We start from the raw sequence: 23290 nt of genomic DNA, 5'->3' as shown, positions 1-23290 counted from the left end.
TTGTGGTGGTTGAACCAACAACAACGTCGCCGCGGGCAACACATTGTTGTGTCTGTTAAACGCTTACCTGACCAGCGTTTCCCGAGCGGGGGCGGTGCATTCGGTATAGCCGGCCTTGGCCGTACGGTTTGGACACCAGGTATTCAGGTTGACGATGTAGGCATCGCTACGCCGGTTCTTCGCCTTGAAGAGAAGCTGCTCCGCGTCGGAACGATCGGCGGCGGTGGCGACACTGCGAAATGAGCCCTGGCGGAAAAAGATCGAGGTGTTGGTCAGCACGTACTTTTGGGCCGCGCTCTTGACTTCGTACTGCGCCGCCGCACGGCCTATCTCCAGTACTTCCAGGTTAGGGCAAAGTGCATTCATAGTAGTCTCCACGATCAGTGCTTGTGGGACACCACTTGGTCATATTTACAAGATAGGAGCTAGGACGAACCACCCGCGCTTTGCCTAAAGCGTCCTCTGCTACGGAGCGGTTTTCAAACACCTTTACGCTACGAAATGAACCCGCACGGCGAAATATCGAGGCATTGCCAATCCCCATCGTTTTTGCAGTAACGGTTACCTCGTGTTTTGCCGCCTCAACTGTACTGTCCCCTCCGAAAATCAGGCCCCATGTGCCCTCTGAATCTAGTGACTGTGCCGATTGAGTCACTGTAGGTAGCGCGGTTGATTCGATTACCGCCTCAGCAGTTGCCTTTGGCATGGGAACCCCTGAGAACCTGTCAATTATTTCAACGGCCCATGTTCGCAAGCTTTTTGATTCCGGCGTTTGGTTAGGGGATGGCTCCTTGCTGAGGATAGCGGTCGCGATTTCAACGACCTTCATTTCAGAATCTCGCTGTTTATTTGCTGCAGCCAAGTTGTTCGCAAGGACCGCGATTGCTATTGGAATGAATACGGCTGCCACAACTTTGCTTATAACTTCTAGCTTTTGCCAAGTGTCCATATGTCCTCCATTAGTGTTTGTCCTAGGCGGGTTTGATGGGGTAGTCATAGCGATTGAGGCTATCGCATGGCATATACTAAAAACATCATTCAAATGAATGATCTTGGGGGACGGAACTAGACTTGATGATGCTCGACGCAGTTTCGCCGCGCCGTCAGCGCAACGAGAAGAATTGCTTGAGCCGGTGATTGACCGACAGAGACAGGAGGGACCGATGCCTGAGCAAATGCACGAACTTGATCGCCTGGCCGGGCAGTTGTTTCAGAGCGTTTTGACGCCTGACCGGCTGCCGGAGGTGATGGACTCCCTGGCGACTTGGTTGCAGCCGCTGGCGGTTGCCGGATCGCTGGAAGTGTGTGGCATGCCGAATTGGCCCCGTATCGTCGATCTCTTCGTCCATTGCCGGGCGCTGCGCGAGTTTGCCGATCATGCCGCCAGTTCGGCTCATCCCAGCCATGTCGCGGCGATCATTCTGACGCCGAATGCCCGGGTTCTCGACTGCGACTACCGGGGCGAGTCGTTTCTCAAGGCCGGCAATGTCATGCGGATGCAGGGCGGTCAGCTGCATTGCACGGTGGCCGGTTTTCAGCCGCGCTTCAACGCGGCGTTGAAAGAGACGGCGGACACCGGCCGAACGAGCAACTTTCTATTGCATCCGCCGGAGCAGCCGGCGCAGCGCTTCAGCCTGACCCTTGCCGGGATGCAAGCGCGTTTTCCGGCCGGACCGGACGGCGGCGCCAAGATTTCCGACATCCTCTGTCTGGTCGCGCCGCTCGACGGCCGACGGATTGCGACGGCGCGCCAGTTGATGGATCTCTTCGGTTTGTCTGCCGCCGAAGCGCGTTTGGCACGCGCCATCTGTCACGGCGACTCGGTCGAGGAATATGCCCGCGAGCAAGGTTTGCGGCTACCCACGGTGCGCACCCAGCTGAGTTCGATCTTCAATAAAACCGGCACCACCCGCCAGGCGACGCTGGTTCGCCTGATTGCCGGCATACCGGTGGTGCGCGATCTGGTCTAGCTGGCCTGGGCGGCGTTCAGGAAGCGCTGGCGCAGATAGTCGATGATCTCGCCCGACTCGTACAGCCACTGGCTGTGGCCGGCCTGATCGGTGATTTTCAGGCAGGGTACCTTGGCTTGTCCGCCGCCAGTCACCAGCGCTTCGCGATTTTCTCCCGGGGGCTGCGCATCGCGCTGCTCGATGCGCAACGACAGGCGGCGCATTTCCTGCCTGACCTTGATGCAGAAAGGGCAGGTCTTGTATTGATAGAGCGCCATGCTGCTGCATTGCCGATCGACCTCGCCCTGCGCTGCTGGCGAGCGAACAAGACCGGTCGGCCGGGCCAGCCGCTCGCCCAGCAGCAGCAAGGGGCCGATGACGAGGCGCAGGGTTTTGAAGAAGGTTCTGATGACAGTTTTCATGGTCGATTCCGGAAATGTGGCGGGAGATGGCCGGGAAGCCGGCAGTCATTTCCTTGTGTGGGGGCTGATCGGCCAGCCCGTTAAAGCCTCACCGGTCGGGGCGGGCCGGTGGGGTCGGGCTCAGGCGTTGGGCAGAGCGGCGTGGGCTTTTTCGTATTCCTTGAGCAAACGCTGGTGCAGCTCGCAGCCTTCAAGATTCAGGCCGGGCGATTGCAGGCCGAAGAAACGCTGGTCGCCGTCGATCAGATCGGTCGCCTGGTCCAGCGTTTCGTCGCCGTACAGACCGACCAGGGCGGCTTCGTAGGCATCCGGATCGTCCAGTTCAAGCAGGGTTTCGATGCAGCGGTAGGTACGGCGACGGGCGGCGTCGAGTTGCTCGAACTGGCCTACCCATGCGCAGCCTTCACGCACCGCGTCCATGTCGCCGGCGGCCAGGGCGAGCATGGTCTTCAGTTCGCCGACGCGGAGATCGGCCCACAGCGAACCGGCATCCGGGGCGAGGCCGATCAGTGCAGCAACCGGACGTTCATCGGCGATGTTCAGCTCGTTCAAGGTGTCGAGCAGATCGCCGCACTCGTCGTCGCTCAGCTCGGCGAGGTGCAGGATGGCCGGGCGGACGATGGCGCCGTTGCTGTTGTTTTCCCATTCCAGGTCGTCGATCGGGTAGACCTCCGACATCCCGGGGACCAGGATGCGGCAGGCGTAGACGCCGAGATGGTCGAAGTCGGCGACGTAGATGTCATGGCCGTCGGCCTGGATGCATTCGCACAGCCAGGCGTAGTCGTCGGTGGTCTGGCCGTTTTCCAGATCGTTGAAGTTCCAGTCGACGAACTCGAAATCCGGCGTTTCATTGAAGAAGTTCCAGTGCACGATGCCGCTCGAATCGACGAAGTGGATTTCGATATTCGGCGCGCTGGCCACTTCGTCGAGGTCGAATCCGGGCGGCGGGAAGCCGTCGAGCGCTTCGAGGGCGCGGCCCTGCAGCAGTTCGGTGAGAGCGCGTTCGAGGGCGATTTCAAAGCGCGGATGGGCGCCGAAGCTGGCGAAAACGCCCTGATCGTGCGGGTTGAGCATGGTCACGCACATCACCGGGTACTGGCCGCCGAGCGAGGCGTCCTTGACCAGGATGCCGAAGCCGGCGGCACGCAGGCCGGCAATGCCGGCGGCGATGCCCGGGTAGCGGGCGATGACTTCTTCCGGCACGTCCGGCAGGCACAGGCCTTCGCCGATCACCTTGAACTTGACGTGGCGTTCGAGAATTTCCGACAGCGCCTGGGCGCGCGCCTCGGCCGGGGTATTGCCGGCCGACATGCCATTGCTGACATACAGATTGCTGATGATATTGACCGGGAAGAAGACCTCGGCGTTGTCGCTCTGGCGGATGTAGGGAATGGCGCAGATGCCGCGCTCGAAATTGCCGGAATTGATGTCGACCAGCATTTCGGCCGGGATGCCGTTATCCGGGTTGTAGAAGGCCTGCAGTTCCGGGGTCAGCAATTCGGCCGGCCAGGCGGCGTCGGCATCGCCCTGGGCGAGGGAAAACCAGCGTTCGCGCGGGTAGTGGGTGAAGGCGCGCTGGGCGATCGCTTCGCCGAGGTAGTAATGGTTCCAGAAATAATTGCAGGACAGCCGCTCGAAAAACTCGCCGAGTGCGCTGGCTTGCGCCGCCAGTTTGCTGGTCCCCTTGCCGTTGGTGAACATCAGGTGACAGGCGCGATTGCGCACATGCACCGACCACACGTTATCGACCGGGTTGAGCCATGAGCATTCCTCGATATCGAAACCACGTGCCGTCAGTTTGGCCTGCATCGAGGAAATGGAGTGTTCGAGGGAGGCATCTTTGCCCGGAATGAAGTGTTCGGTTTGCATCGGGCGTCCTACCAAAGGGGGAAACGGTTAGGCAGCGGCGATGCTGCGGCAGGCAGTGTACGTCAACGTACCCAAAAGGCTGAGCAAATTATGGCGGTTGTCGGGCTGTCGTTTCGGCACTTGAGATGGGCCGGTTTGATCGGGCTGGGATACGGAGAAGTCGCGGTCGAGGCGATATTCGGTGCCGTAAAGCATCTACTTTGCCTTTCGCCGATAGGCCCCCGGTGGGCTGCCGGTCCATTTCTTGAAGGCACGGTGAAAAGTCGTCGGGTCGTCGAAGCCGATCTGGTTGCCAATCAGGGCAACCGGCATCCTGGTTTTGGTCAGGCGCTGAATAGCCACATCCCGCCGCAGCTCATCCTTGATCGCCTGGAAGCTGGTGCCTTCTTCACCGAGGCGGCGAGAGAGTGTGCGCAGGGAAAAGTGAAGCGCCTTGGCAACGTCCTCAATGCCGCTTGTCTGATCCAGCCTCTTCTCGAGGTATTCGCGGACCCGGTGGCTGACGATGCGTTCGGCAAATGAAACGAACATCCAATCGGCCGGGGCGCGGGCCAGAAATTCGCTCAGCGAGTGCTTGTCCTGGCGGATGGGGGTTTGCAGCTGGCTGCTTTCGAAATACAGGGCGGTCAGCGGCTGGTCGAAATAGGCCGGTCCGGGATAAAGGAAAACGTATTCCGAGACGTGCGCCGGGCGCGAGTAGGTGAAATCGATGCGGGCCAGCGGCATCTTCCGACCCGAAAGCCAGGAGGCAATGCCGTGTACCAGTTTGAGCATCATTTCCTGGGCAAAGAAGTTGTTGGCTGTCTCGACGGTTTTGGGAATCAGCGCTATCTGTACCAGGTTGTCCTTGTTGTCGAGCTCGAACGCAAGATCGTCGAGGATGAGGCGAAAGAACTGCGTATATCGATACAGCGCGGCAATCAGATTGGCCGATTCGAGCATGCTCAGGCAGAGGAACTTCAACGTGCCACCACGCAGCGGCCGCGAAAACATGCCGGGCGTTTCGTCGTCAATCTCTCTGGCCAGCAAGCGGTAAAGGCTGGCGAACTGGTCGGTTGTGACCCGGGCGCTGCTTTCTTCGAGCAAGTCCGGGGCGATGCCGACGCGGTGGATATAAGCCTCGCGTTGCTGTGCCTCAAGCGGGATGCCGCTCAGCAGATTCCGGATGAACTGGATGGGAACCGTGGTTGAAGACTTGCTCATGGTGTTCCTGACGGCAATGTGCTTGTGTCGGCTTGGGGGGCAATTTTTGGCCGATTGTGCAATGTTTTCGGCGTGACCGGCAAGCGCGCCATTTTTATGGTTAGTACAATTAGTTTCGCAATCAGTCATCGAAGTGCGGGAAATATTGAGGTTTCTGGCAAGCAGCAAGGAGGAGGTCGGCGTGAAGACGAATTTATCCAATCTGATACCGGAATTGTCCGGGCCAGCAAAGTGCGGTGCGGCAGCATCGACGAGACCTGCGAGAAGGAAATCGAAGTGATGTACGGAAAGAGCGAGCTGACCAATGCCTGACGGCGCGATTCTGATTCGTCGGGAGGGGGGCATTGCAACGCTGACCCTCAACCGCCCGGCAAGCCGCAACCTGCTCGATATGGAGATGGCACTGGCACTGCGCGCCGGCCTCGATGAAGTGGCGATCGACGCCTCGGTGCGGGCCGTGGTACTGCAGGCGGCTGGCAAGCACTTCATGGTCGGGGGCGATGTGAATTGGTTTCACGGGCTGCTTGATGCCGCGCCGACCGAGCGCCGGACCCAGCTCAACCGGATGATCGACGAGGTGCATGGAGCCATCGGCCGTATCCGCACTATGGACAAGCCGGTCTTGGTCGCCGTGCGGGGCGCCGCAGCCGGCTTTGGTTTTTCATTGATCGCTGCCTGTGACCTGGTGGTGGCTGACCGGACGGCCTTCTTCACGTTGGCCTACAGTGGCTTGGGGGCGTCGCCGGATGGCGGCTCGACGTATAGCCTGCCGCGCCTGCTCGGGCCGAAGCGCGCCATGGAAATGGCCCTGCTCAATGAGCGCATGGATGCCGCCAGGGCTCAGGAAGTCGGCCTGATCAACCGCGTCGTCGAGGCGGCTGAACTCGATGCCGTGGTGGCCGAATTATCCACTCGTCTGGCCGCCGGGCCGACGCTCGCCTTTGCCCGAACCAAACACCTGATCAACGAATCCCTCGAGCACAGCCTGGCCGACCAGTTGCAGGCGGAAGAGCGGGGTTTTCTCGAATCCTCGCTGACCGGGGATTTTGCCGAAGGCGTGCGGGCCTTCGTGGAGAAGCGTATGCCTGAATTCCACGGGCGCTAGGCCCGTTCGCCTCTTTGCCGCTGCCGACGGGCAGTCCGGCAAATTTTCACGTACCGCTGATACGCGACCCTGATGCGGTCATCGGGTTCTTTTTGCCTAAAATTTTGGAGAAACACTGATGGACTTTTCGCTCACTGAAGAGCAACGCATGATCCAGGATCTGGCCCGGGCGTTCGCCGATCGCGAAATCGCGCCGCTGGCGGCCAAGGCTGATGTGGACAAGGCATTTCCGCCGGCCGTCCAGCAAAAGGCGCTGGAACTGGGTTTGCTGAACATTGGCCTGCCCACCGAATACGGCGGTGCCGGCCTCGGATGTCTGGAGGTGGCCTTGGTCACCGAGCAATTTTGCCGTGCCTGCCTGGGAATCGGTACGACGCTGTGCATCAATGCCCTGGCTGCCGAGCCGATCCTGCTGGCCGGCAACGACGCGCAGAAGCGCACCTATTTCGCCCGCTTGGTGGCTGGCGAATTCGCCAGCTTTGCGCTGACCGAGCCGGGGGCTGGCTCGGATTCCGCGGCGATTCGTACCGCGGCCAAACGGGTGGCGGGCGGCTATCAACTGTCCGGCAGCAAGATCTGGATTTCCAATGCCTCGCTGGCCAGCTTTATGGTGGTTTTTGCCAAGACCGATCCGGCGGCCGGGCATAAGGGAATCAGCGCCTTCATCGTCGAGCGCGATTCGGCCGGCCTTTCCGTCGGCGAACCGCTGGGCAAGCTGGGCCAGCGCGCGGCGCCGACCTGTGAGGTGTTTTTTGATCAAGTCTTTGTGCCGGAAGCCAACCGCCTCGGTGCCGAGGGCGAAGGTTTCTCCATCGCCATGCGCACCTTCGACCAGTCGCGGCCGATGGTCGCGGCCTTCGGCCTCGGCCTGACCCAGCGTTGCGTCGACGAGTCGTTGGCCTACGCGACCGAACGCCACTCGATGGGCAAGCGGCTGATCGACCATCAGGTCATCGCCCATCGTCTGGCCGACATGCGCATCCGTCTCGAGGCTTCACGTCTGCTGACCTACCAGTCGGCCTGGCTGGCCGACCAGGGCTTGCGCAATACCGCCCAGGCCTCGATCGCCAAGGCCTTTACCTCGGATGCCGCGATGTGGGCAGCGACCGAGGCGATCCAGATTTTTGGTGGCATGGGCTACAGCACCGAGTACTCCGTCGAGAAACTCTTTCGCGATGCCAAGGTGTTGCAGATCTACGAGGGCACCAGCGAAATTCAACGCAACATCATCGCCCGAGACATGGAACGGGCCTGAGCCGGTTTCCCCCTATTCATTGCAAAGGAAGCAAGATGCAGAATTCTCAAGATCCAGTCATCCTGGCCGCCGTCCGTACCCCTTTCGGGCGCCGCAACGGCGCTTTCCGCCAGACCCGTTCCGACGAACTGCTGGCCGGGATCGTCAGTGAAGCCGTACAGCGTTCCGGCGTCCCGGTCGCCGGTATTGCCGATGTGATTGCGGGCTGCGTCAGCCAGGCCGGCGAGCAGGGCGCCAACATCGCCCGCCAGGCCGTGCTGCTGGCTGGCCTGCCGACCGAGATTCCCGGGGTCAGCCTGAACCGGATGTGCGGCTCCAGCCAGTATGCCGTGCATGCAGCTGCCCAGTCGATTTTGGCGGGCGATGCCGAGTTTGCTGTCGGTTGCGGCGTCGAGAACATGAGCCGGGTACCGATGTTTCTCGACCTGACGCTGGGCAAAGGCGACTTCAAGGGCTTTGACAACCTGCACCCCGGCATCATGGCTCGGTTCGCCATTCCGCATCAGGTCGAGAGCGCCGAACTGATCGGCGACCACTGGCAGATCAGCCGCAACGAGTGCGACGAATTTGCCAGGGAGAGTCATCGGCGTGCTCACGCAGCCCGATTGGCCGGCGTGCACCAGGAAATCGTGCCGACGGCAGGTGTCGACAAGGAAGGCAACGCGATCACCCTCGATTACGACGAAGGTGTGCGGCCGGTGATCGACGTCGACAAGATGTCGGCCATGCTGCCGGTCTTCCGCACCCCTGAAACGGGTGTCGTGACGGCCGCCAACGCCAGCCAAATGTCCGATGGCGCGGCCGCCATCGTGCTCGGCAGCGCCGCGGCCGCAGCGCGCCTGGGCCTCAAGCCGAAGGCCCGCTTCAAGGCGCGGGTGGTGGTCGGTTCCGACCCGGTGCTGCAACTGACAGGCGTCATCCCGGCCACTCATCTGGCACTGAAAAAAGCCGGGCTGAGCATTGCCGATCTCGACTGGATCGAGGTCAATGAAGCCTTCGCCACCGTCGCCATTGCCTGGGTACGGGAGTTTTCGCCGGACATGGAAAAATTCAATCCCTGGGGTGGCGCGATTGCCCACGGTCATCCGCTGGGTAGTACCGGGGCCGGCCTGATGGCCAAGATGCTCAGCGGCCTTGAGTCGCGTGACGGTCGTTTTGGCCTGCAGGTGATGTGCATCGGCCATGGCATGGCTACTGCCACCATTATCGAACGTATGGCCTGAGGACCAGGACTTTAACCACGAATTCGGAAGGAATGATCATGCAAAACACCTTAACGCCGGAAATCAAACAGACTATCCGCAACACGCTGGGCGATGCGCTGCAGCGCGCCGTTCGTCGCTCGCCGAACAAGGAGGCGCTGATTTTCGGGCCGCGCCGCTGGACCTACCAGGAACTCTCCACTGCCGCCAATCGCGTGGCGAATGGCCTGCTTGCCGCGGGCTTGCAAGCGGGTGATCGCGTTGCGGCCTACGGCAAGAATTCGGATGCCTACGTGCTGCTCTGGCTGGCCTGCAACCGGGCCGGCCTGATCCATGTGCCGATCAACTACGCGCTGACCGAAGGGGAACTGAAATATATCGTTGATCAGTCCGGGGCCAAGGCCGTGTTCCATGATGTGGCCATTGCCGAGCATGTCATGCATCTGAAACCCGAGTTGCAAAGCACGCTGTACGGCACGTTTTACGACGGCAATGAACTCGATGTTTTGGCCATGGCGGAAAGGCGGGGTGGGGAGCAGCTGCCGGATGTCGCGATTAACGAGAATGCCGTCGCCCAGATTCTCTATACCTCCGGCACGACCGCCAACCCGAAGGGGGCGATGATGACCCATCGGGCCTTGCTCGCCGAATACGCCAGCGCCATCGTCGCCGTCGAAATTGCTGCGACGGATCGCTCGCTGGCCTCGCTGCCGCTCTATCACTCGGCCCAGATGCACGTCTTCCTGATGCCGCTGCTGCTGATGGGGGCGACCACGCTGATCATTCAGGCGCCGTTGCCGGAGGTCTGTTTCGACACCATCGTTCGCGAAGGCATTACCTCCTTCTTCGCTCCGCCGACGGTGTGGATTTCGCTGCTCCGTCATCCGGGCTTCGATCGGCATGATCTGTCCAGCCTGCGCAAGGGCTATTACGGTGCTTCGATCATGCCGGTGCCGGTTCTCGAAGAACTGCGCAGTCGCCTGAGTTCGCTACGGGTTTTCAATTGCTACGGCCAAAGCGAAATCGCCCCGCTGGCAACGGTGCTTTCCCCGGAGGATCACCTGATCGCGCCGGCTTCGGCCGGGCGGCCGATCCTGAGTGTCGAAACCCGGGTGGTCAATGAACAGATGGAGGAGATGCCGGTCGGGGAAATGGGCGAGATTGTCCATCGCACGCCGCAAGCCATGATCGGCTACTGGGACAAACCCGAGCAGACGGCCGAGGCCTTTCAGGGCGGCTGGTTCCACTCCGGCGATGTCGGCTATTTCGATGCAAACGGCTTCCTGTTCATCTGCGACCGCATCAAGGATGTGATCAACACCGGCGGGGTGGTCGTTTCCAGCCGCGAGGTCGAGGAGTGCCTGTACACCCATCCGGCCGTTGCCGAAGTCGCCGTCATCGCCTTGCCTGACGCGAAGTGGGTCGAGGCGGTGAGCGCGGTGGTCAGCCTGAAGGCCGGCGCCAGCGTCACGGAAGAGGAGTTGATCAACTTCGCGAAGGGCAAGATCGCGCCGTTCAAGGTGCCCAAGTACATCTTTTTCAAGCAGGAATTGCCGCGCAACACGGCCGGCAAGTTGCTCAAGCGCGAATTGCGTCGGGAATACGCCGGCTAGGCCGGTTTCTGGTCCTACCCAACAAACGAGGAATGCCGCCCGACAGGCGGCCTGAATCTCAGGAGTAAGTCATGTTTACAGGGCAATGCATCAAGCTCAGTCGTCTGGACGGCGATATCGCCCAGCTTGTTTTCGATCGTCAGGGCGATGCGATCAATAAGCTGGATCGCGCCACGCTACTCGAGTTGGCGCGCGTAGTTGCGCTGCTGGCCGCCGATTCGAGCATTCGTGGCGTGCTGGTCTCCAGCGCCAAGGATAAATTCATCGTCGGTGCCGATATCAAGGAATTCGGCGAACTGTTTTCCCGCGACGATTCTGCGCTGGATGCCCACATGAAATGGGCCAACCAGATCTTTTGCGACTTCGAGGATTTGCCTGTACCCAGCGTGGTGGCGATCAATGGCATGGCGCTCGGCGGTGGCCTGGAGTTTGCGCTGAGCGGAACCCTGCGGATGATGGCCGATGATGCGCTGATCGGCCTGCCCGAGGTCAGCCTTGGCCTGTTCCCCGGCTATGGGGGAACGGTGCGCCTCGCTCGTCTCGCGGGCGCCGAAGTGGCGGTCGACTGGATCGTCAGCGGCAAACCCCGGCGGGCAGCCGAAGCTCTGGCTGGCGGCGTGGTTGATGCGGTCAGTCCACCCAATCTGCTGTTGCCGCAGGCTATGGCTCTCTTGCGGCAAGCGATTTCCGGTGAAACCGATGCCAATGCCTGCCGGCAGAAAAAACTGGGTGGGCTGCCCGGGGACAAGGCGAGCCGGGATGCCGTTTTCTCCCATGCCCTGGCCAGGCTGTCAAAATCTATCGGACAGCACCAGCCAGCCGCCCAGATGGCCGTTGAAGCCATGGCACAGGGTGCCGACTGCGTGCGGGATGGCGCGCTGGATCACGAACGGCAGGCACTGATTCGGGTCGCCAAGACGCAGGCGGCCGATGCGATGATCCAGGCCTTTCGCAATCAGCAGGCCCTGAAAAAGCTGTTCAACCGGCACCGGGCCAATGCCCGGCCAGTCAAGGCCGCTGCCGTGCTGGGCGCCGGCATCATGGGCGGTGGCATCGCCTTCACCAGCGCCAGCAAAGGCGTGCCGGTTCGCCTCAAGGACATCTCTCAGGGGCAGTTGGATCTGGGTATGGCCGAAGCCAGCAAGCAGATCGGGCGCCAGATCAAGAATGGCCGACTGAGCGAGGACAAGGGGCAGAAGGTGCTGGCGTCGATCCTGCCGCAACTGGATTACGCCGGCTTTGCCGATCGCGATGTGGTCGTCGAGGCCGTCGTCGAGAACCTGTCGGTGAAGCATGCCGTGCTGGCCGAACTGGAAACCGCGGTCGGGCCGAATACCATCATCGCCTCCAATACCTCGAGTCTGCGCATCGACGAGATTGCCGCGCCGCTGCAACGGCCGGAGAATTTCGTTGGCATGCATTTCTTCAATCCAGTGCCGGTCATGGCACTGGTCGAGATCATCAAGGGCAGCCGGACCAGTGAGGTTGCGGTATCTACCGCCGTCGACTACGCCGTGACCATGGGCAAGACGCCGATCGTCGTGCAGGATTGCCCGGGCTTTCTGGTGAATCGAATCCTGACGCCTTATGTGCGCGCCTTCATCGATCTGCTGGCCGATGGCGTCGATTTCGTCCGCATCGACCGGGTGATGGAGGACTTCGGCTGGCCGATGGGGCCGGCCTACCTGATGGACGTCGTCGGGATCGATACCGGCTGCCATGTCTTCGACGTGATCTCGGCCGGCTATCCGGAGCATATGCCGAAGCAGGAGCGCAACGCGCTGGCGGTGATGGTGGCCAACAAGCGTTACGGGCAAAAGAACGGTATCGGCTTCTACCGTTATGAGAACGATCCAAACGGCAAGCCGAAGAAAACGGTGGCCGAGGACAGTTACCAACTGCTGAAGTCGATTCAGTCAGCTCAGCCGAAAGAAGTGTCAGATCAGGAAATCAGCGAACGGATGATGCTCAGCTCCATCCTGGAGGCTGCCCGGGCGCTTGAAGATGGCGTGGTGGCGACGGCGGGGGAACTGGATGTGGCGATGCTACTCGGCATCGGCTATCCGCAATATCTCGGTGGGCCGCTGAAATACGCCGACTGGCTTGGTCTGGCCAAAATCGTCGAACTTGGCGAGAAATATGCTCATCTCGGGCCGCAATATCGCGTCACCGAGAAGATTCGTGACATGGCGGCCGGCGGAGTGGGTTTTTACAGATGAGCGAATAAGCGGCCATTCGGCTTCAAATGAAAAAAGCGGGGATGGCCCTTGTGGTGGCCATCCCCGCATTTTTTTAAGCAGTAACCGGAATCAATGCCGGTTCTGGATTTCCTCGATGTAGCCGAGCATCCCGGTATGGATGTTGCCGGCGTTGCCTTCGTCGGTGTCGATGTGCATGGCCAGGCGGAAGGCCGGGTTCACGCGGACCACGACATCGCCGAAGATCAGCTCGCGCTCGCCTTCGACGCGGACGCGGACGACATAGTTGTCGCGCACCCGGAAACGCATCGCGTCTTCCGGTGACATGTGGATGTGGCGCTGGGCGCAGACCACGCCGCGCTCGATGGTGGTGCTGCCGAACGGGCCTTCAAGCGTGATGCCGGGCGTCCCGGCAAGGTCGCCGGACTGGCGGATCGGCGGCTGGATGCCGAGCTTGAACTGCTCGGTCATGGCGATCTCGACCTGGGTTTCCTTGCGTGTCGGACCGAGCACACGGACCTTGGCGATGCGCCCCTTCGGACCGACCAGATGGACCTGTTCCTCGCAGGCGAATTGCCCCGGCTGCGACAGCTCATGCATTGGGGTCAGCTGGTGGCCGGGGCCGAAAAGCGCCTCGACGTCGGCCTGTGCCAGATGCACGTGGTGGGCCGAGATTTCGACCGGAATGGCCGGCGTTTCCTCGGCCCTGGCTTCCAGTAGCAACTGGTTGCGTTCGATGGCGCGTAGCGCCTCCCAGGCGACCAGGCGTTCGTCGTCGTTGGTGACGACGAGGATGGTGACCGGCGAATCGTCGGCCGAAATGATGGCGTACGAGCCTAGCTTGCCGAGATTGCGGTTCTTTTCCTCGTCGAGCTTGATACCCATGTAGCCGAGGCCCTGGCAGGCCAGGCTGCGTACCGTGGCGCTGCTTTCGCCGATGTCACCGGTAAAGGCCAGGACATCGATGCCGCCCATCGCCGCGACGTAAGCGCCGATGTTCTTGCGCACCTGGTAACAGAAGGCCTTGTGGGCGAGCAGGGCGCGGTGATGGCCGTCCTCGGCCGCCGCCTCGATTTCGTGGATGTTGCTGGAAATCCCGGAAATGCCCTTGAGGCCGCTTTCGGTGTTGATCAGCGTCGATAGCTGCTCCGGCGACATCCCGTGCTTGTCCATCAGGTGGATCATCACCGCCGGATCGATGCTGCCGGAACGACTGGGCATGATCAGGCCGTCGGACGGTGTCATGCCCATCGTCGTATCGATCGAACGGCCGTGGTCGATGGCGCACAGCGAGGCGCCGATGCCGAGATGGCAGGAAACGATCTCCAGTTCGCCGAGCGGACGCTTGAGGACTTCCGCCGATTTCAGCGAGACATAGCGGTGCGAGGTGCCATGGAAACCGTAACGGCGAATGCCGTGCTGCTTGTAGAGGTCGTAGGGCAGGCCGTAGAGGTAGGCGTAGGGCGCCAGCGTCTGGTGGAAGGCGGTATCGAACACGGCAACCTGCGGCACGCCCGGGAAATGCTGGAGGGCGACCCGGATGCCGGCGACGTTTTCGGGATTGTGCAGGGGGGCGAAGACCGAGAGTTCCTCGATTTCGGCAATCACCGCCGGCGTGATGACGACCGAACTGGAAAAACGGTTGCCGCCATGCACGACGCGGTGGCCGATGGCGGTGACTTCTTCCGGATGGAAGGTGAAAGCGTCGCCGAGCAGGGCAGTCGCTTCGCGCATCACCGAGAACAGTTCGGAAAGCTTGAAGGGGGCGTGTTCCAGGGTTTTCTGCTGGGGCCCGACGCTGACCGTGATATGGGCGAATTCCTTGTCGGCGTTATCGATGATGCCGTGGATGTCGGCGCCGCTCTCCTGAGTATCGTAGATGCCGAAATGAATCTGGCTGATGCCGACATTGAGGACGACGATCTTGCCCGGCGTGTTGGTGTTCAGCGACAGCGCGTAGGGGTCGTCGGACTTGGCGACGGCGCGGGCCTGGGCGGTCACCAGATCGACCGACATGGCGCGCGTCCGGTCGGCCAGTTGGCGGGAGAGATAGCCGACCGCCTTCGGGTTGGTCAGGATGTGGCTGTTGAAGACTTCCTGCGGAATCATCAGCACGAAGCAGCGGTTGCCGGCGATCACGTCGGCGACAATGCGGTCGCCGGTGAGCAGCGACATCACGCCGAAGACGTCGCCGGCTTCCAGCTGACTGATCACGGCACGGGTGCCGGTGTTATCGGTCATCGAAATCTCGGCATGGCCGCTGATCATCACGCCGATGAACTTGCCCTCGTCGCCGGTTTCCAGAATGGCCTCGTTGCCTTCGTAGGTGGCGAGCCGGGATTTGATGACGATTTCCTCGACCTGGTCGGCCGGGAAGTTTTCGAACAGGCGTACCTGCTCAAGGAAAAAACGTTTCAGATCGATTTCGCTCATGCTCGCCTCGCTTGAATTCAATATATTTATCAAGCAACAGACTATCACTTTGCTGCGGTGCAGCAAAGGCCTCCCATGGAAAGTGGTAATCGTCCGGAAAGCCCGGTTTCCGGTTGATCTCGGTCGAAGCCCGCAGCTTTCGATAAACTGTCACTGTTTTCTGCCAGAATCCGTCTTTCAAACAACACCCGCCACTTTGGATTTGCCATGACCTACAAAGTTTTTGTCGACGGCCAGGAAGGTACGACCGGCCTGCAGATCAACGAATACCTCGCCAAACGTCCCGATGTTTCGTTGCTCAAAATCGCGTCGGACAAGCGCAAGGACCTCGCCGAGCGCAAGCGCCTGATCAACGAATCCGACGTCACCTTCCTGTGTTTGCCGGACGATGCGGCCAAGGAGTCGGTGACGCTGGTCGACAATCCCGATACCTGCATCATCGATGCTTCGACCGCCCATCGGATCAATCCGGACTGGGTCTTCGGCCTGCCCGAACTGGCGCCGCAGCAGCGCGACAAAATCCGTCAGTCGAAGCGCATTGCCAACCCCGGTTGCCATGCCTCGGCCTTCATCCTGGCGCTCAAGCCGCTGGTTGCTGCCGGCCTGCTGCCGGCCGCGACGCAGATTGCCGCCAATTCGATCACCGGCTACTCCGGCGGCGGCAAGAAGATGATCGAGGACTACCAGAGCCCGGCCCGCATCGACGCCCCGCGGCCCTACGCCCTCGGCCTGGCCCACAAGCACCTGCCGGAAATGGCCGCCTACACCGGCTTGACCGTCGCGCCGATCTTTCAGCCGATCGTCGGACCGTTCTACAAGGGCTTGGCCCTGACGGCCTTCATCCATCCGCAGCAATTCACCCGCCCGGCCTCGCCGGCCGACGTCCAGAAACTGCTCGCCGACTATTACGCCGGTGAGCAGTTCATCCGCGTCCTGCCGTTCGATCTCGAGGGCAATACCGACGGCGGGTTTTTCAATGTCGAAGCCTGTAACGACACCAACCGCGTCGATATCTGCGTCTTCGGCAACGCCGAGCGGATGCTGCTGGTCGCCCGCCTCGACAACCTCGGCAAAGGCGCCTCGGGCGCTGCCGTGCAGGCGATGAACGTCCATCTCGGCGTCGAGGAAAGCCTCGGGCTGGTCTGATATCCGGTCGTTAGCCAACAAAAAACCGCCAGTCCGGCGGTTTTTTATTGCGTGCGGCCTGAGTGCAACGGCGCCTCAGTTCCGGCGCTGTCGCGGGGCGATCCATTCGAACAGCGTGGCGTAGAGCATTTCGGGGCTGACTGGCTTGCTGATGAAGTCATCCATGCCGGCATCGATGCATTTCAGTTTGTCTTCGGCGAAGGCATTGGCGGTCATCGCCAGAATCGGGGTAGCGTTGCAGTTTTCCAGCCGGCGGATGCGGCGGGTTGCTTCCAGCCCATCCATATTGGGCATTTGCATATCCATCAGGATCAGGTCGTAGTCGTTCGCCGCGGCCAGCTTCACCGCTTCGACGCCATCTTCCGCACAATCGACCCGCCAGTTGATGTCGGCCAGCATTTCTTGCGTGACTTCCCGGTTCACCGGCTCATCCTCGGCCAGCAGAACGCGCTTGCCCGGATAATCCTGTTTCAATCGACTTTCGATCGCATCGGGGATGAAGCGATCGCTCTGGGTGGTGGCCGAGGTACCTTTCTTGAGCCGGACACTGAACCAGAAGGTGCTGCCCTGGCCTGGCGCACTCTCGCCACCGGCATCGCCGCCCATCAGTCGGGCCAGGCGCTTGGTGATGGCCAGGCCGAGGCCGGTGCCGCCGTATTTTCGGGTGGTGCTGTTGTCGGCCTGCTCGAAGGCCGAGAACAATCTGGACAAGGTTTCCTGGGGCACGCCGATGCCGGTATCGGTCACCTCGAAGCGCAGCATCGCGCTATCGACATCTTCGGCCAGCAGCTTCACTTTCAGGCAGATACCGCCGGCATTGGTGAATTTGACGGCATTCATCGCGTAATTGAGCAGGGCTTGTTGCAGCCGCGTCGAGTCGCCCAGCAGGTTTTTCGGCAACAGCGGCAATTCGCTACTCAAATAGAGGCCTTTGGCCTGCGCCTCGTCATGCAGCATGGACGTCACATTGCCGAGTATCGATTCGACGCGAATCGCGGTTTCTTCGAGTTCGAACTTGCCGGCTTCGATTTTCGAGATGTCGAGGACAGCGTTGATGATATTGAGCAGGTGCTTGCCGGCGGCTTCCAGCTTGTCGAGCTGATCGAACTGCCGGGGCGTCAGACCGCCGCGGCGGATCATGTGGGCCATGCCGGTAATCGCATTGAGCGGGGTGCGGATTTCATGCGACATGTTGGCAAGGAAAGAGCTCTTCGCGACATTGGCCCCTTCGGCCACTTCCTTGGCTTGCGACAACTCGGCCGTGCGGGCCGCGACCAGTTGTTCGAGATGCAGCCGGTGGCGCATCAACTCCTCGGCATCGTGCTTGGCATCGGTAATGTCTTCCGAGATGCCGAGCAGGAATTCGGCCTTGCCCGCACTGTCGCGCAGGGCCAGTTTCTTGGTGTGCAGAATCCGTTGCTCGCCCTGCTGCGTGCAGATGAACTCCTCGGGAATATCAACCACTGCCGACGACAGCAGCGCCTCGCGATCCTTGGCGGTAAAGAAATCCGCCTGCTCCTCGGTGAAGATGTCATGGGCATTCTTGCCCAGCAGATCCTGCCGGCCGCAACCGAGCAATTGCTCGCCGGCCTTGTTGAACAGCACGAAGCTGAGATCCGAAGCCCGCTTCAGGAACAGCATGTTCGGAATGTTCTCGACAATCGAATTGAGCAGCCGGCTGCTCGCGCGGATTTCCTCTTCGTTGCTCCGATGCTGATTGAGCAGGGCGCCGACTTTTTCGGTCATCGAATTGATGCCGAGCTGGATTTGCCCGAGTTCGTCATTGACCGAAACCGGGATGCGGGCATCGAGGGCGCCGCCTTCCACCGCTTTCAAGACCGCCAGCGAGGCGGCGACACGCCGGGTGATCAGGCGCTGGGCGATGAGAACGATGGCCAGCGAACTGAACAGCACGAACAAGGCCGAACCGAGTACGCCCCACAGCGTGACGGAGCGTTTCTGGGCATCGATTCCGGCGGTACTGACGGTGACCACGGTGGTGTAGATGTGCGAACGGGTCGAGTCGTTACGAATGCGCGATACGCTGGTCAGCTGATCGCCGTTGACCAGAAATTGCTGATCGGGTGCCGATTCAGCCAGCCACTGCGTGTCAAAGCCGGGAACGCCAGCCGCCAGCTGCCCGAGGTAGGCCGTGTCCGTTGCCACGATGACCCGGCCGTTTCGTCCGATGGCCATGCCGTGCCGGTAGGGGGCGGCGAGCAGTTCGCTCATCAGCGACTGGCGCGAGATGGCGGTTACCGCCAATTCGTCATTGCCGATCATCCGTCCGACGAGATGCAGGCGCGAGCGGAGGTTTTCGTCGGCAGCGGCGCTGTAGCGATCGATGTAGAACCAGCCGAGGGCACCGAAGGCGGCGACCTCGACACAAACCACCAGCATCGCAAGACGCGCGATCAGGCCGAGTCGGGTTTTTTTCATGGTGTGTAACGCGGCGTGTCGGCCGGTGACTCGAGTTGTGTGGTTTTCTCGCGCTCGAAGCGGACCTGTTCGGGCGGGACTTGGCCGAGTATTTCAATACCCAGTTCAGGACGTGTGGCGTGCGGGTTCCAGCGGGCGATGTATACCGTTTGCTGGACGTGGTGGCTGACCGGATCCATGTAGGCGTCGTTGTTCTGCATGCCTTCGCTGGCCGTTCGCCGGTAATTTTCAAGTTGCTGGATCAGCGCGCTGTTTTCGGTTGTTCCGGCACGTTCGATGGCGGTCAGCAGCGCCTTGGTCGCCAGATAGGCGGCATGGGTCACGTCGCCGGGATAGTTCAGCTTGGTATGGCCGTAGCGTTTCCGGTAGCGTGCGACGAATTCGGCGGTGCCCGGAGTGCGGAGGTTCCACGCCCAGGTTGTGCCAAACAGGGGACGCGGCGTTCCCGGCGCGGGATAGAGCTCCTCCCAATCGACCTCGCCGACGATCCACGATTGCCGTTCGAGGATCTGCGGGTCGATTTGGGCAAACAGCTTGATCTGGTTGTCGCCGCTGATGCTCGTCACCACCACGTCGGCCGGGATGGCGGCGACCCGTTTGAGGACGTCGAGCGGGTCCGGCAGGGCTTCCGGCGCCAGCACCTCGCCGACCACGGCGCCGCCCGATTCGGCGATGTAGCGCCGGGTCGCTTCGGCATTGCCGCGCCCCCAGGCGTTGTTCTCGGTCAACAACAGCACCCGTTTCGACTTTTTGTTTGCCAGGGCGTACTTGATCAGCGCCCGATAGAAATTTGCGCCGTGGGCATCGAAGACGAATTTCGTGCGGTGGGCATCCTCAACCGACTCGGAGGGTGCGGACGAATTGGTGTTGATGAAGAGCACGCCGTGTTTCTGACAGACGGCCGACATGCTGGCGGCGACACCGGAGCTGATCGCGCCGATCATGAAGCCAACCTTGGTCTGGGTGATCAGCTCTTCGGCGACGCGCGCCGATTGTTTGGCGTCGAGACTGGGGTCGCGCGAAAAAAGGACGATTTCGCGTCCGAGAACGCCGCCCCGGGCGTTGAATTCGTCGATCGCCATTTCGGCGCCGCGGCGGTCCGCCTCGGCGTGCAGCGCGAAGCGCCCGGTGGTCGGCGCGACATGGGCAATAACGAGAGGCGTTGTCTTTTCCGCGGCGGCAGCAGCATTGATGCCGATAATCGCTGGCAGTTTGCCAGCTGCGCCGGGAAGCGATGTCGCGATCAAGCCGACTAATGCAAATGCCATGGATAGCTGCACACGACTTTTCATGACCGATTGTCTTCCCGCTGTTTCGTTAGAAGGGGATTTTAATTGTCGGCGCAGACATTAGCCATTTAATTGGCAGGGTTTTAACTATTTTCAACCGCCACCCGTTGTGCCTGACCTGCAGCAACGCTCCGCAACCATGCGAAATGGGTTGCCGCGGGCGGCGCGGGCGGCCGTGCATCAAGCAGCCAAATTGACTGCTTGATGCAATTGGCATTTTCGGTGGCGAGGCGGAATCGCCTCAGCCCTTGATGTGCAAACCGCACTCCTTGGACTCGGGATTTTCCCACCACCAGCGACCGGAGCGGACGTCCTCGCCGGGCGAGATCGCGCGCGAGCAGGGGGCGCAGCCGATGCTCGGGTAGAACTTGTCGTGCAGCGCGTTGTAGGGCACGGCGTGCTGCTTGATGTAGGTCCACACTTCCTTTTCGCTCCACTCGGCGAGCGGGCTGAACTTCTCCAGGCCATTGCCTTCATCGTATTCGCGGGTTGCCAGATTGGTCCGGGTGGCAGCCTGCTCGGCGCGCAGACCGGTAATCCAGGCCCGTTTGCCGGCCAGGGCGCGGCGCAGCGGTTCGACCTTGCGAGCGTAACAGCAGGCCTTGCGCAGCGTTACCGAGTCGTAAAAGGCATTGATGCCGTGATTGCGGACATAACTCTCGACTTCTTCGGCCTGCGGGAAATAGACCTTCAATTTGAGGCCGTAGTGCTTGTGCACTTCCGCCATCAGGTCGTAGGTCTCCGGCGGCAGGCGGCCGGTATCGAGGCTGAATATTTCGATCGGCAGCTTGGCCTTGACGATCAGGTCGGTCAGCACCATGTCTTCGGCGCCGAGGCTGTTGGCGAAGGTGGCTGGCGACCAGTTGCCGGCAATCTCGGCGAGCAGCTTGCGGGCCGCCGCCGTTTTGGCAGCGACGCTGGCGGTCAGTTCGGGGGTGATGTTGAGCAGGTTGGGGGTCATGGCAAGCTCAGGCGCGGCGGCGGAAACGGGGTTGCGGCTGGTCGGTCGAGGTCTGGTAAGCGTCGCTGAAGGTGGAAAACCCCTTGGCGATGGCCTGGACCGCGTTCTTGTCGCCCTTCAGGGCGTAGGCATCGAAACCGACGCGTTTCAGGAAGAACAGCTGGTCATGCAGCACATCGCCGACGGCGCGCAGTTCGCCTGCGTAGTGATAGCGCTGGCGCAACAGGCTGGCCGTCGAGTAGCCGCGGCCATCGACGAATTTCGGAAAGTCGATGGCAATGACGATGAAGTAGTCGAGGTCGCCGACGATGTCTTCAAGCCGGTCGTCACCTTTCAGCAACAGGCCGATGCGCTTGTTGCCGGAAATGATCTCGGTCTTGCGGGCCAGCCACACGGCGGCCGGGAAAATCACGTCGCCGCTTGGCAGGGCGACGCTTTCCGGCGTTTCGTCGGGGCCGATTTCCAGGGTTTGCCAGGTGTCGGTGGCAAGCGTGTTGTCTTTGATCAGTTGCGCCATCATGCGGCCTCCTTTTGTGCCGTTTTCGCCTTGCCGTGAGCCCGGCCTTCATAAACGCGGTTCTTGAACGGGTCGATGCCGATGCGATCGAAGGTGTCGAGGAAGCGCTCGTCGGGGTGACGGTTTTCGAGATAGACGCTGATGATCTTTTCGACGACATCCGGCATTTCCTCGGCCGCGAAGGACGGGCCGATGACCTTGCCGAGCCTGGCGTCGTAACCCTGGCGGCCGCCCAGCGTGACCTGATAGAACTCGGCCTCGTTCTTGTCCACCCCGAGCACGCCGATATGGCCGACGTGGTGGTGACCGCAGGCGTTCATGCAGCCGGAGATGTTGAGGTCGATCTCGCCGATGTCGAACAGGTAGTCGAGATTGTCGAAGCGGGCCTGGATGGCATTGGCGATGGGAATCGACTTGGCGTTGGCGAGATCGCAGAAATCGCCACCCGGGCAGCAGATGATGGCGGTTAGCAGGCCGATGTTCGGGGTCGCCAGGCCGGCGCCCTTGGCGGCTTGCCAGACGGCGTGGAGATCGGATTTCCTGACATCGGCCAGGATGACGTTCTGCTCGTGGCTGACGCGCAGCTCGCCGAAACTGTACTGGTCGGCCAGATCGGCGACGAGGTCCATCTGCTCGGCGCTGATGTCGCCCGGCGCGGCGCCATGCTGCTTCAGCGACAGCGTTACCGCCGCGTAGCCGGCGACCTGGTGCGGATGGGTGTTGCGGTCGACCCAACGGGCGAAAGCCTTGTCGCTCTCAATCTGCGTGGCGAACGCGCTTTCGTCGACCTGACGGTCATAGGCCGGGGCGGTGAAATGGGCGGCGATGCGGTCGTATTCGGCCTGTGTCAGCGTCGCCGGGCCGTCCTTGATCTGCGCCCATTCGGCTTCGACCAGCTGGGTAAAGGCGTCGACGCCGAGTGCCTGGACGAGAATCTTGATGCGCGCCTTGTAGGCATTGTCGCGGCGGCCAAAGCGGTTATAGACGCGGAGGATCGCTTCGCAATAGGTCAGGATGTGCTGCCAGGCCAGGAAGGGACGGACGATCTGGCCGCGGATCGGCGTCCGGCCAAGGCCGCCGCCGACGATGACGCGGAAACCGGTTTCGCCATCCTGCTGCTGCAGATGCAGGCCGATGTCGTGGAACCAGGTGACGGCGCGGTCTTCTTTGGTGCCGGAAATGGCGATCTTGAACTTGCGTGGCAGGAAGGCGAATTCCGGGTGGAAGGTGGTCCACTGGCGGAGGATTTCGGCGAGCGGTCGCGGGTCGATCACCTCGTCGGCGGCAACGCCGGCGAACTGGTCGGTGGTGATGTTGCGCAGGCAGTTGCCGGAAGTCTGGATGGCGTGCATCTCGACGTCGGCCAGGTGACCGAGGATATCCGGGCAATCCTCGATTTTCGGCCAGTTGAACTGCATGTTGTGGCGCGTCGAGAAATGGCCATAACCCTTGTCGTAGGTGCGGGCGACAAAGGCCAGCTTGCGCAGCTGGGCGGTATTCATCATGCCGTAGGGCACGGCGATGCGCAGCATCGGCGCGTGGCGCTGGACGTAGAGGCCGTTCTGCAGGCGCAGCGGGCGGAATTCGTCGCTGGTCAATTCGCCGCTTTGCCAGCGGCTGACCTGATCGCGGAATTGCTCGACACGCTCGGTGATCAGTTGGCGGTCGATGGCATCGTATTTGTACATG

Annotated in this window: 19 protein-coding genes; 7 read left to right on the top strand and 12 right to left on the bottom strand. The window is 61.3% G+C overall.

What is annotated here, in order from left to right; genetic code table 11:
- Nucleotides 1-63 precede the first annotated feature (63 nt).
- Nucleotides 64-366, bottom strand: a complete 303-nt coding sequence (locus ACLIKD_RS11210) for a hypothetical protein (RefSeq protein WP_428825132.1) — start codon at nt 364-366, stop codon at nt 64-66.
- The gene (locus ACLIKD_RS11205; RefSeq protein WP_428825131.1) at nt 347-949 is read right to left on the bottom strand and encodes a hypothetical protein; all 603 of its coding nucleotides are present in this window, start codon (nt 947-949) and stop codon (nt 347-349) included. Before ACLIKD_RS11205 ends, ACLIKD_RS11210 begins: the two co-directional genes overlap by 20 nt.
- A gap of 214 nt (nt 950-1163) precedes the next feature.
- Between ACLIKD_RS11205 and ACLIKD_RS11200 the strand changes: the two genes are divergently transcribed.
- Nucleotides 1164-1970: a helix-turn-helix transcriptional regulator gene (locus ACLIKD_RS11200; RefSeq protein WP_428825130.1), complete on the top strand. Its 807-nt coding sequence runs from the start codon at nt 1164-1166 to the stop codon at nt 1968-1970.
- Here the strand turns inward: ACLIKD_RS11200 and ACLIKD_RS11195 are convergent.
- The 4 genes from ACLIKD_RS11195 to ACLIKD_RS11180 all read right to left on the bottom strand — a co-directional run bounded on the left by ACLIKD_RS11195 (nt 1967) and on the right by ACLIKD_RS11180 (nt 5644).
- Nucleotides 1967-2371 (bottom strand): glutaredoxin family protein, encoded by a 405-nt coding sequence (locus ACLIKD_RS11195; protein WP_428825129.1) that lies wholly within the window; start codon nt 2369-2371, stop codon nt 1967-1969. The genes ACLIKD_RS11200 and ACLIKD_RS11195 overlap by 4 nt on opposite strands.
- A gap of 120 nt (nt 2372-2491) precedes the next feature.
- Nucleotides 2492-4240, bottom strand: a complete 1749-nt coding sequence (gene ycaO / locus ACLIKD_RS11190; protein ID WP_428825128.1) for a 30S ribosomal protein S12 methylthiotransferase accessory factor YcaO — start codon at nt 4238-4240, stop codon at nt 2492-2494.
- Between the two features lie 27 nt (nt 4241-4267).
- Nucleotides 4268-4435: a hypothetical protein gene (locus tag ACLIKD_RS11185; protein ID WP_428825127.1), complete on the bottom strand. Its 168-nt coding sequence runs from the start codon at nt 4433-4435 to the stop codon at nt 4268-4270.
- Nucleotides 4436-5644, bottom strand: a complete 1209-nt coding sequence (locus ACLIKD_RS11180) for an AraC family transcriptional regulator (RefSeq protein ID WP_428825126.1) — start codon at nt 5642-5644, stop codon at nt 4436-4438.
- 103 nt (nt 5645-5747) lie between these two features.
- On the opposite strand from ACLIKD_RS11180, the gene ACLIKD_RS11175 reads away from it, so the two are divergent.
- The 5 genes from ACLIKD_RS11175 to fadB all read left to right on the top strand — a co-directional run bounded on the left by ACLIKD_RS11175 (nt 5748) and on the right by fadB (nt 12837).
- Nucleotides 5748-6548, top strand: coding sequence for an enoyl-CoA hydratase/isomerase family protein (locus ACLIKD_RS11175; protein ID WP_428825125.1), 801 nt, complete (start codon nt 5748-5750; stop codon nt 6546-6548).
- Nucleotides 6549-6666: 118 nt separating this feature from the next.
- Complete coding sequence (locus ACLIKD_RS11170; RefSeq protein WP_428825124.1) at nt 6667-7803, top strand: acyl-CoA dehydrogenase family protein; 1137 nt, start codon at nt 6667-6669, stop codon at nt 7801-7803.
- 35 nt (nt 7804-7838) lie between these two features.
- Nucleotides 7839-9026 (top strand): thiolase family protein, encoded by a 1188-nt coding sequence (locus ACLIKD_RS11165; RefSeq protein WP_428825123.1) that lies wholly within the window; start codon nt 7839-7841, stop codon nt 9024-9026.
- 38 nt (nt 9027-9064) lie between these two features.
- Entirely contained in the window at nt 9065-10618 is a 1554-nt protein-coding gene (locus ACLIKD_RS11160) for an acyl-CoA synthetase (protein WP_428825122.1), read from the top strand.
- 71 nt (nt 10619-10689) lie between these two features.
- On the top strand, nt 10690-12837 hold the full coding sequence (gene fadB, locus ACLIKD_RS11155) for a fatty acid oxidation complex subunit alpha FadB (protein WP_428825121.1): 2148 nt from the start codon (nt 10690-10692) through the stop codon (nt 12835-12837).
- Nucleotides 12838-12927: 90 nt separating this feature from the next.
- On the opposite strand, the gene ACLIKD_RS11150 is transcribed toward fadB, so the two are convergent.
- The gene (locus tag ACLIKD_RS11150) at nt 12928-15249 is read right to left on the bottom strand and encodes an acetate/propionate family kinase (RefSeq protein WP_428825120.1); all 2322 of its coding nucleotides are present in this window, start codon (nt 15247-15249) and stop codon (nt 12928-12930) included.
- Between the two features lie 207 nt (nt 15250-15456).
- On the opposite strand from ACLIKD_RS11150, the gene argC reads away from it, so the two are divergent.
- Nucleotides 15457-16395, top strand: a complete 939-nt coding sequence (argC, locus tag ACLIKD_RS11145; protein ID WP_428825119.1) for an N-acetyl-gamma-glutamyl-phosphate reductase — start codon at nt 15457-15459, stop codon at nt 16393-16395.
- 75 nt (nt 16396-16470) lie between these two features.
- Here argC and ACLIKD_RS11140 read toward each other — a convergent pair whose 3' ends face one another.
- The 5 genes from ACLIKD_RS11140 to ACLIKD_RS11120 form a co-directional block, all read right to left on the bottom strand.
- The gene (locus ACLIKD_RS11140; protein WP_428825118.1) at nt 16471-18834 is read right to left on the bottom strand and encodes a response regulator; all 2364 of its coding nucleotides are present in this window, start codon (nt 18832-18834) and stop codon (nt 16471-16473) included.
- Nucleotides 18831-20102 (bottom strand): ABC transporter substrate-binding protein, encoded by a 1272-nt coding sequence (locus ACLIKD_RS11135; RefSeq protein ID WP_428825117.1) that lies wholly within the window; start codon nt 20100-20102, stop codon nt 18831-18833. Before ACLIKD_RS11135 ends, ACLIKD_RS11140 begins: the two co-directional genes overlap by 4 nt.
- A gap of 262 nt (nt 20103-20364) precedes the next feature.
- Nucleotides 20365-21084: a phosphoadenylyl-sulfate reductase gene (locus ACLIKD_RS11130; protein ID WP_428825116.1), complete on the bottom strand. Its 720-nt coding sequence runs from the start codon at nt 21082-21084 to the stop codon at nt 20365-20367.
- 7 nt (nt 21085-21091) lie between these two features.
- The gene (locus ACLIKD_RS11125) at nt 21092-21604 is read right to left on the bottom strand and encodes a DUF934 domain-containing protein (protein ID WP_428825115.1); all 513 of its coding nucleotides are present in this window, start codon (nt 21602-21604) and stop codon (nt 21092-21094) included.
- Nucleotides 21601-23289 (bottom strand): nitrite/sulfite reductase, encoded by a 1689-nt coding sequence (locus tag ACLIKD_RS11120; protein WP_428825114.1) that lies wholly within the window; start codon nt 23287-23289, stop codon nt 21601-21603. The genes ACLIKD_RS11125 and ACLIKD_RS11120 overlap by 4 nt, the downstream gene beginning before the upstream one ends.
- Nucleotide 23290 lies beyond the last annotated feature (1 nt).

It is taken from the genome of Azonexus sp. IMCC34842, assembly GCF_050368855.1.
Classification (GTDB): Bacteria; Pseudomonadota; Gammaproteobacteria; order Burkholderiales; family Rhodocyclaceae; genus Azonexus; species Azonexus denitrificans_A.
This window is presented reverse-complemented; position numbering and strand designations above follow the sequence as displayed.

Excerpts from the sequence above, each read along its gene's own strand:
- ACLIKD_RS11210 (WP_428825132.1), bottom strand. The coding sequence starts at position 366 with ATGAATGCACTTTGCCCTAACCTGGAAGTACTGGAGATAGGCCGTGCG.
- ACLIKD_RS11205 (WP_428825131.1), bottom strand. The coding sequence starts at position 949 with ATGGACACTTGGCAAAAGCTAGAAGTTATAAGCAAAGTTGTGGCAGCC.
- ACLIKD_RS11200 (WP_428825130.1), top strand. The coding sequence starts at position 1,164 with ATGCCTGAGCAAATGCACGAACTTGATCGCCTGGCCGGGCAGTTGTTT.
- ACLIKD_RS11195 (WP_428825129.1), bottom strand. The coding sequence starts at position 2,371 with ATGAAAACTGTCATCAGAACCTTCTTCAAAACCCTGCGCCTCGTCATC.
- ycaO (WP_428825128.1), bottom strand. The coding sequence starts at position 4,240 with ATGCAAACCGAACACTTCATTCCGGGCAAAGATGCCTCCCTCGAACAC.
- ACLIKD_RS11185 (WP_428825127.1), bottom strand. The coding sequence starts at position 4,435 with ATGCTTTACGGCACCGAATATCGCCTCGACCGCGACTTCTCCGTATCC.
- ACLIKD_RS11175 (WP_428825125.1), top strand. The coding sequence starts at position 5,748 with ATGCCTGACGGCGCGATTCTGATTCGTCGGGAGGGGGGCATTGCAACG.
- ACLIKD_RS11170 (WP_428825124.1), top strand. The coding sequence starts at position 6,667 with ATGGACTTTTCGCTCACTGAAGAGCAACGCATGATCCAGGATCTGGCC.
- ACLIKD_RS11165 (WP_428825123.1), top strand. The coding sequence starts at position 7,839 with ATGCAGAATTCTCAAGATCCAGTCATCCTGGCCGCCGTCCGTACCCCT.
- ACLIKD_RS11160 (WP_428825122.1), top strand. The coding sequence starts at position 9,065 with ATGCAAAACACCTTAACGCCGGAAATCAAACAGACTATCCGCAACACG.
- fadB (WP_428825121.1), top strand. The coding sequence starts at position 10,690 with ATGTTTACAGGGCAATGCATCAAGCTCAGTCGTCTGGACGGCGATATC.
- ACLIKD_RS11150 (WP_428825120.1), bottom strand. The coding sequence starts at position 15,249 with ATGAGCGAAATCGATCTGAAACGTTTTTTCCTTGAGCAGGTACGCCTG.
- argC (WP_428825119.1), top strand. The coding sequence starts at position 15,457 with ATGACCTACAAAGTTTTTGTCGACGGCCAGGAAGGTACGACCGGCCTG.
- ACLIKD_RS11140 (WP_428825118.1), bottom strand. The coding sequence starts at position 18,834 with ATGAAAAAAACCCGACTCGGCCTGATCGCGCGTCTTGCGATGCTGGTG.
- ACLIKD_RS11135 (WP_428825117.1), bottom strand. The coding sequence starts at position 20,102 with ATGGCATTTGCATTAGTCGGCTTGATCGCGACATCGCTTCCCGGCGCA.
- ACLIKD_RS11130 (WP_428825116.1), bottom strand. The coding sequence starts at position 21,084 with ATGACCCCCAACCTGCTCAACATCACCCCCGAACTGACCGCCAGCGTC.
- ACLIKD_RS11125 (WP_428825115.1), bottom strand. The coding sequence starts at position 21,604 with ATGATGGCGCAACTGATCAAAGACAACACGCTTGCCACCGACACCTGG.
- ACLIKD_RS11120 (WP_428825114.1), bottom strand. The coding sequence starts at position 23,289 with ATGTACAAATACGATGCCATCGACCGCCAACTGATCACCGAGCGTGTC.